The organism is Mitsuaria sp. TWR114 (assembly GCF_007997345.1).
Genome location: NZ_VOSR01000237.1, coordinates 1 through 6,086, shown reverse-complemented (window position 1 = coordinate 6,086; position 6,086 = coordinate 1). Strand labels below are relative to the sequence as shown.

General features: G+C 69.5%; 9 protein-coding genes. 4 read left to right on the top strand and 5 right to left on the bottom strand.

What is annotated here, in order from left to right:
- Positions 1 to 165 precede the first annotated feature (165 nt).
- The gene (locus FUT87_RS10465; RefSeq protein ID WP_217648425.1) at positions 166 to 627 is read left to right on the top strand and encodes an Lrp/AsnC family transcriptional regulator; all 462 of its coding nucleotides are present in this window, start codon (positions 166 to 168) and stop codon (positions 625 to 627) included.
- 69 nt (positions 628 to 696) lie between these two features.
- Here FUT87_RS10465 and FUT87_RS10460 read toward each other — a convergent pair whose 3' ends face one another.
- The 3 genes from FUT87_RS10460 to FUT87_RS10450 form a co-directional block, all read right to left on the bottom strand.
- Positions 697 to 930: a DUF2798 domain-containing protein gene (locus FUT87_RS10460; RefSeq protein WP_147240968.1), complete on the bottom strand. Its 234-nt coding sequence runs from the start codon at positions 928 to 930 to the stop codon at positions 697 to 699.
- Positions 927 to 1,583: a flavodoxin family protein gene (locus FUT87_RS10455; protein WP_147240967.1), complete on the bottom strand. Its 657-nt coding sequence runs from the start codon at positions 1,581 to 1,583 to the stop codon at positions 927 to 929. The genes FUT87_RS10460 and FUT87_RS10455 overlap by 4 nt, the downstream gene beginning before the upstream one ends.
- 67 nt (positions 1,584 to 1,650) lie before the next feature.
- Complete coding sequence (locus FUT87_RS10450) at positions 1,651 to 2,172, bottom strand: DUF2938 family protein (protein WP_147240966.1); 522 nt, start codon at positions 2,170 to 2,172, stop codon at positions 1,651 to 1,653.
- A 127-nt stretch (positions 2,173 to 2,299) separates the two neighbouring features.
- Between FUT87_RS10450 and FUT87_RS10445 the strand changes: the two genes are divergently transcribed.
- The gene (locus tag FUT87_RS10445; protein WP_147240969.1) at positions 2,300 to 2,722 is read left to right on the top strand and encodes a helix-turn-helix domain-containing protein; all 423 of its coding nucleotides are present in this window, start codon (positions 2,300 to 2,302) and stop codon (positions 2,720 to 2,722) included.
- A gap of 1,035 nt (positions 2,723 to 3,757) precedes the next feature.
- Here FUT87_RS10445 and FUT87_RS10440 read toward each other — a convergent pair.
- Together FUT87_RS10440 and FUT87_RS10435 are read right to left on the bottom strand one after the other, a co-directional pair.
- Positions 3,758 to 4,399, bottom strand: a complete 642-nt coding sequence (locus FUT87_RS10440) for an NrsF family protein (RefSeq protein ID WP_147240965.1) — start codon at positions 4,397 to 4,399, stop codon at positions 3,758 to 3,760.
- Positions 4,396 to 4,959: a sigma-70 family RNA polymerase sigma factor gene (locus tag FUT87_RS10435; protein WP_147240964.1), complete on the bottom strand. Its 564-nt coding sequence runs from the start codon at positions 4,957 to 4,959 to the stop codon at positions 4,396 to 4,398. The genes FUT87_RS10440 and FUT87_RS10435 overlap by 4 nt, the downstream gene beginning before the upstream one ends.
- A 160-nt stretch (positions 4,960 to 5,119) precedes the next feature.
- Between FUT87_RS10435 and FUT87_RS10430 the strand changes: the two genes are divergently transcribed.
- Both FUT87_RS10430 and FUT87_RS10425 read left to right on the top strand, forming a co-directional pair.
- Complete coding sequence (locus FUT87_RS10430) at positions 5,120 to 5,398, top strand: DUF2282 domain-containing protein (RefSeq protein ID WP_091720700.1); 279 nt, start codon at positions 5,120 to 5,122, stop codon at positions 5,396 to 5,398.
- A 10-nt stretch (positions 5,399 to 5,408) separates the two neighbouring features.
- On the top strand, positions 5,409 to 6,086 hold a 678-nt coding region (locus FUT87_RS10425), incomplete at its 3' end, for a DUF692 family multinuclear iron-containing protein (RefSeq protein WP_147240963.1).

Below are 6,086 nucleotides of genomic sequence, written 5' to 3'. Positions count from 1 at the left end.
GCGGCCTCGCGGGCCTGCGGCAGGACGGGGGTGGTGGCGTTGGCGTCGAGATAGATTTCCATGGCCGACGATTGTCAGAAGGCCGCCGTGGAATCCGCATGCAAAATCCACCTGTTCTTCATCGCTTTCAGCAAATGCATTCCAAGGCGGCCGGAAATGACAAAACTGGATTCCATTGACCGCAAGATCCTGCATGTGCTGCAGCGGGACGCCGCGGTCCAGGTCAGCGACCTGGCGGCGGAGGTGGGCTTGTCCACGACGCCCTGCTGGCGCCGGGTGCAGCGGCTCAAGGAGTCGGGCGTGATCACCCGCAACGTGATGCTGGTCGATCCGAAGAAGGTCAACGTCGGGGTGACGGTGTTCGTGTCGGTGCGGACCAGCATGCATTCGCAAGGCTGGTTCGAGCAGTTCCGCGCCGCGGTCGAGGCGATCCCGGAGGTCGTCGAGTTCTACCGGATGAGCGGCGACGTGGACTACCTGCTGCGCGTGGTCGTGCCGGACATCGCGGCCTACGACCAGGTCTACAAGCGGCTGATCGCCAACACGCAGCTCTCGGACGTCAGCTCCAGCTTCGCGATGGAGGAGCTGAAGTTCACGACGGCGCTGCCGTTGTCGTATATCCCATGAGGTAGCGGGAGCTGCGGCCGGGACCGCGACAGCGGACTCGGACCTCGCGCGCGCGGGAGGGAGAAGTCCTCATTCCATTCGTCGCCCCATCAGCCGTGCCACCAGCCGCCTCGTCAGCGGCGCGACGACCAGCACGGTGGGAAACGCGATCACCCAGGCACTGAGCCACCCCGTCATCCACAGGCCGCCGACGCCGTCGACCAACCCCACCGCGCGCAGCGTGGTCACCGCCGAGACGAGCAGCGACATCAGCCCCGACAGGATGAAGCCGAACAGCAGGCCGGCGCGGCGCTCGGGCGTCATGCGGAAACGCCCGCCGTGGCGGACGCGGCGACCAGGCTGCCGGCCTCCACGCCGCCTAGCCGATGCAGGGTCTCCGCGACATGACGCCCGAACAACCGGGCGGTACGTACGTCCCCGGACGAGAACGCATCCGCTGGCGCGCCGTGTGCGGACTGGGCCATCAGCCCGGACCAGGAGCCGAGCCGGTTGGCCGCCTCCGCCTCGGGCACGCCGCGGTGCTGCTCGGGCAACAGCGGGTTGCCGACCCACACCATGCCGTGCTGCATGCAGAAGACGAACAGCGACATCAACGTCGACTGCTTGTCGCCGGACGGCAGCGAGGACACCGTGAACGCCGCCGCCAGCTTGCCGCGCAGGCGCTGCGTGCGCCACAAGGGGCCGGTCGCGTCCATGAAGTGCTTGAACGGCCCCGACACGCCGCCCAGGTAGGTCGGCGAGCCCAGCACCAGTCCGTCGTAGGCGATCAGGTCGGCCGGCGTCGCGGTGAGGTCCTCGGCCTTCAGCAGGTCGGCCACGACGTCGGGCACCTCGCGGGCGCCCGCGCGGATGTGCGACGCGATGTGCTCCGTGTGCCCGTGGGCGCTGTGATAGACGATCGCGAGGCGGCGTGGCGTCCGGACCGGTCGGTCGGAGGGGATGGCAGTGGCTTTCATGGAAGTCCTTTCGAGGGAAGAAACGGCGGACAGGCAGACCTCGGGGCAGCGGCGCGGCCGCGCCCGCTCATCGCAGCGCTTGCAGCGCCAGCGCGCTGATCAGCAGGCCGATGCCGAACACGAGGTGGTTGGCCAGGCTGCGCAGCCGGCTCTGGAAGGGCGCGGCGGTGCGACTCGCCGCGATACCGGCGCCCATCGCGGGCTGCATGACGAACCAGGGCATCAGCACCGTGGCGACGCCAACGCCCAGCGCCGGCTCCCAGCTCGGCGCGAGGAGCCAGCCGGGTCCGGCGATCACCACGAGCAAGGCCGCGAAGGCGATGCCGACGGCGTAGTGCACCAGCCATCCGAGGACCGCTTCGCCGGGGAGGGCCGGCGCCTGTCCGATCGACGCGTGAGCGAATCGCCCCCGCGCCATGTGTCCGACCCAACGTCCGATCCAGGCCATCGGCTGCGTGGGCACGCCGGCGCGTCGCAGCGCCATCAGCCAAAGGTCGAGGATGGCGGTCGCACCGATGCCGATCAGCGCGATGTGGCCGAGGGCACTCGGCGGCAGGGAAAGGAGGAGGGGCAGCGGTGGGCTTGTCATCGTTGGCCTCGTGGGCAGTCGCGGGCGGTTGGGGTGGCGGGTTGACGTGTGGCGTCGATGGGCGGCACGATAGAAGTTGAAGTCAACTTCAAGTCAAGCGCTCATGAGCCAATCCCCACCCGGTCCGATGGACATCGCGCAGGTCGCGAAACGGACCGGCATTGCGTCCTCGACGCTGCGCTACTACGAGCAGCGCGGGCTGATCCGGTCGCTCGGACCGGCCGGCGCGCGGCGCCAGTTCCCGGCGAAGGTGCTGGACGACCTGGCGCTGATCGCACTCGGTCAGGCGGGCGGGCTCTCGCTGGACGAGATCCAGTCGATGCTGACGCCCACCGGCCCGGTGATCGACCGTCAGTTATTGGCCGCCAAGGCCGACGAGATCGACGCGACGATCCGCCAGCTGCGCGCCATCAGCCGCGGGCTGAAGCACGCGGCCGTCTGCCCCGCCAAGAGCCACGCCGCCTGCGCGACCTTCCGCGGCCTGCTCAAGGCCGCCGCGTCCGGCGCGCTCGATCGGCGCGTGCAATCGCGGTTCCGGCGCGACGAATAGCCGCGACTGCGGCTTGGGATGCCCACGCGCCGATCGCGCGACCGAGCGCCTGTGGGGCCGTCGCGACAATGGCTGGCGAATCCTTCGATTTCTCCCTACTGGCGTGAATGCAAGCATGAGCGGGAACTAGCAGGCGTTGCTCAGTTCATCCGACGGTCACGCTGACTTCGAATCGGGATCCGGGATCGCCCATCGGATAGATGCATGCGCGGGCGCCATTCATTCGTGGCGTTCCGACGCGATACGGCAAGCGGGGTTGCACGACCCGCGCCGGAAAGTCCATCCGGCTTCGCCCCTGCTGACGACAACATGAGCACTGCGCAGGCTGACCGCATACCCGTCGGGTATCGCGCAGTCGGACTGGGCGCGTCGCACACCAGGCCGTGTTGATCTGAAAGAGAGTCTTTTCATGTTGCAAGAACTGACCCCGGAAGAGATGGATTGCGTGTATGGCGGCAGGGGGCCGCTGCTGAGGAAGGCCATAGAGGGGTGTGCTGTCGGCGGATCGGCCGGCTCGAGTACGGCGGCAGATGGATATGGTTTGCTCGGTGGCGCAGCTGGATGTCTGGCTGGCGCCTCTGTCGCCATGATGAACGGAAGCACGGCAGCCCAGACAGCGGCTGGGTGGGCGGCCGGGGCAGGTTTCGGCCCTTATGCGGGAAGCTCCATGAACGTGTCTGCCGCGAACTATGAGAACTCGATGGATAGGGCGAATCCGCCTCGTCGGATGAGCAACATCTGATCGTCATCTCAGAACCGCCCGGCGGCGGTCCACCGTGGGTCGCCGCCGTTCCGAGAACGCGCCGGAATCTCTTCCATGCGAATCGACTGCTCAACCGCCCGCGTCCTCGTGATCGTGCTATCCGGCTTGGTCGGCCATCTGATCACCGGCCGTCCCCTCGTCGCAACCCTCGTCGGGCTGGTCCTCTCGGAGATTGTCGGAAGGCTGTGTGAACGACGAGTCGCTCGACGATCAGAAAGAGATGCCGGTCGCTCCGAAGACGGACGAGCGAGCGCCGAAGAGTGAGGGGCTGATCACCATCTCAGCCAGTGCCGCCCGGCGAGCGCCCCCAGCGCCGCCGACAACCCCATGCCCAGCACGTACCAGACGGCGACGAAGGGCGCGGCCATCTCCGGGCAGTGCAGCGAATAGACGCAGGCGCCCACCGCGCCGGCCAGCCAGCCAGCCGCCGCGCCCGTCAACGTGGGCCGCGTCGGCGCCAGGCCGCGCAGCGCCCACAGCAGCGCGATGCCGATCGGCAGCGCGGTCGCCGTCACGTTGAACACGCAACTGCGCCAGGTGGTGCCCAGCACCATCGGCATGCGCGCGGCCGGCTCGGCCATCCACAGCACGGCCGCGGCCCAGATCCACAACAGCGACACCGGCAGCCACACGCCCAGCCACCAGCCGCGCACCCGCGCGCCCGGATGGCCCAGCCGGAAGACCACGACCAGCCCGGTGACCGCCACCGCCAGCGGCATCGCGACCTTCTGCCAGAAATCGGCGGTCGTCATCAGCAGCGGCAGGTCGGCCCGCAGGCCGAAGGCGGCCTGCACCCAGGCCAGGGCCGCCAGGATGCCCAGCGCCAGCGCCGCAGCGAAGCGCCGCTCCCCCACGCCCGTGGGCACCGGGCCGGCATCCCGGGCCAGCAGCGCGATGAGCTCGTCGGTCTTCATGTCATGTCCTTCCACAGGCGCGCCAGCGCCTTCAAGCCGCGATGCACGCCGACCTTCACCGCCGATTCGCTCATGCCGGTGAGGCGCGCGGTCTCCTCCACCGACAGGCCTTCCAGCTTGGTGTGCAGGATGGGCAGGCGCTGGCTGGTCGGCAGCCGATCCAGCAGCCGGCCGAGGTCGCGACGGGTGTCGCCGGCCTCGTGGTCGGCGGTCGCGAACACGGCCAGGTCCTCGTCCAGCGGATCGTTCAAGGCCTCTTGCCGCGCGCGCCGGCGCCAGAGGTCCACCAGCTTGTAGCGGGCCACCGCGTGCACCCAGGCCGTCAGCGGCTCGCCGCGGCGATAGGTCTGGCGCTGCGCGTGCACGGCCATCAAGGTGTCCTGGACCAGGTCCTCGACCTCGTCCGGCAGCTGCTGCAGCCGACGCCGGAAGTACCCGCGCAGCAAGGCCCCCAGGCGTTCGAGGAAGTGGCGGTAGGCCGCCGCGTCCCCGTCCAGCCCGGCCAGGAACAGCTCATGCAGCTCATGCTCGGTCGCGATCACGGGGTCTATTCGCGTCATGGGCCTGGAAGGTTACAGACCGCTCGAAAAAAAGAATCCGGGAAATTTCCCGTGGCGCTGTAACCCGGAGCGTTTCCGTCGCGAACTAGCTGCCGGAACGCGACGGAATCGCCGCCGCGTCCGACCCACAACCCCGATCCACCGCACAAGGAGTGCCCCCATGAAGTCGACCACCCTGAGCCTCGCCCTGGTCACGCTGACCACCCTGTCCGCTTCCGCGATGGCGCAAGACGCCAAGCCCGCCGCCGCCGAGAAGGAACGCTGCTACGGCGTGGCGATGGCCGGCAAGAACGACTGCGCCGCCGGCCCCGGTACCACCTGCGCCGGCACCGCCAAGATGGACTACCAGGCCAATGCCTGGAAGTACGTGCCCGCCGGCACCTGCACGACGATCAAGACGCCCAAGGGCATGGGCTCGCTGACCGCCACCAAGTCCTGATCGGCCGGCCATGACGCGCGCGCTGGGCGCCGGCCTGGGCTTCAAGCCCGAGTTCGCGGAGGACGCGCTGGCCGCGCGCGATCCGGGGCTCTGGTTCGAGGTCCATCCCGAGAACTACCTCGTCGCCGGCGGCCCGCGCCTGGCCCTGCTCGAGACCTTGCGGGCCTCGCACCCGCTGTCGCTGCATGGCGTCTCGGCCTCGCTGGGCGGCGCCGCGCCGCCCGACGCCGATCACCTGCGGCGACTGGCGGCGCTGGTCGACCGGGTGGCGCCGGCGCTGGTGTCCGAGCGACCTGGCTGGAGCCGCGCCGGCGCCGCCTATGCGCCGGACCTGCTGCCGGTGCCGCGCACGACCGAAGCGCTGCGGGGCGTCGTGGCCAACGTGTCGCGCCTGCAGGATGCGCTGCGGCGCCCGGTCGCCATCGAGAACCCCTCGCACTACTTGCGCCTGGACCACGCGTGGGGCGAGGTCGACTTCCTGCACGAGCTGGTCCGACGCAGCGGCTGCGGCCTGCTGGTCGACGTCAACAACGTGTTCGTGTCGGCCAGCAACCTCGGCCTGGACGCCGCGGCATGGATCGACGCGATCGACGGCGACGCGGTGATGGAGATCCATGTCGCCGGACACCGCCCCGACGCGGATCCGTCGACCGGCCTGCTGATCGACAGCCACGACGCGCCGGTGGCG

Bases quoted from the DNA above. Each gene is read 5' to 3' on its own strand.
- FUT87_RS10460 (WP_147240968.1), bottom strand. From the start codon at position 930: ATGACGCCCGAGCGCCGCGCCGGCCTGCTGTTCGGCTTCATCCTGTCG.
- FUT87_RS10435 (WP_147240964.1), bottom strand. From the start codon at position 4,959: ATGACGCGAATAGACCCCGTGATCGCGACCGAGCATGAGCTGCATGAG.
- FUT87_RS10440 (WP_147240965.1), bottom strand. From the start codon at position 4,399: ATGAAGACCGACGAGCTCATCGCGCTGCTGGCCCGGGATGCCGGCCCG.
- FUT87_RS10450 (WP_147240966.1), bottom strand. From the start codon at position 2,172: ATGACAAGCCCACCGCTGCCCCTCCTCCTTTCCCTGCCGCCGAGTGCC.
- FUT87_RS10445 (WP_147240969.1), top strand. From the start codon at position 2,300: ATGGACATCGCGCAGGTCGCGAAACGGACCGGCATTGCGTCCTCGACG.
- FUT87_RS10430 (WP_091720700.1), top strand. From the start codon at position 5,120: ATGAAGTCGACCACCCTGAGCCTCGCCCTGGTCACGCTGACCACCCTG.
- FUT87_RS10455 (WP_147240967.1), bottom strand. From the start codon at position 1,583: ATGAAAGCCACTGCCATCCCCTCCGACCGACCGGTCCGGACGCCACGC.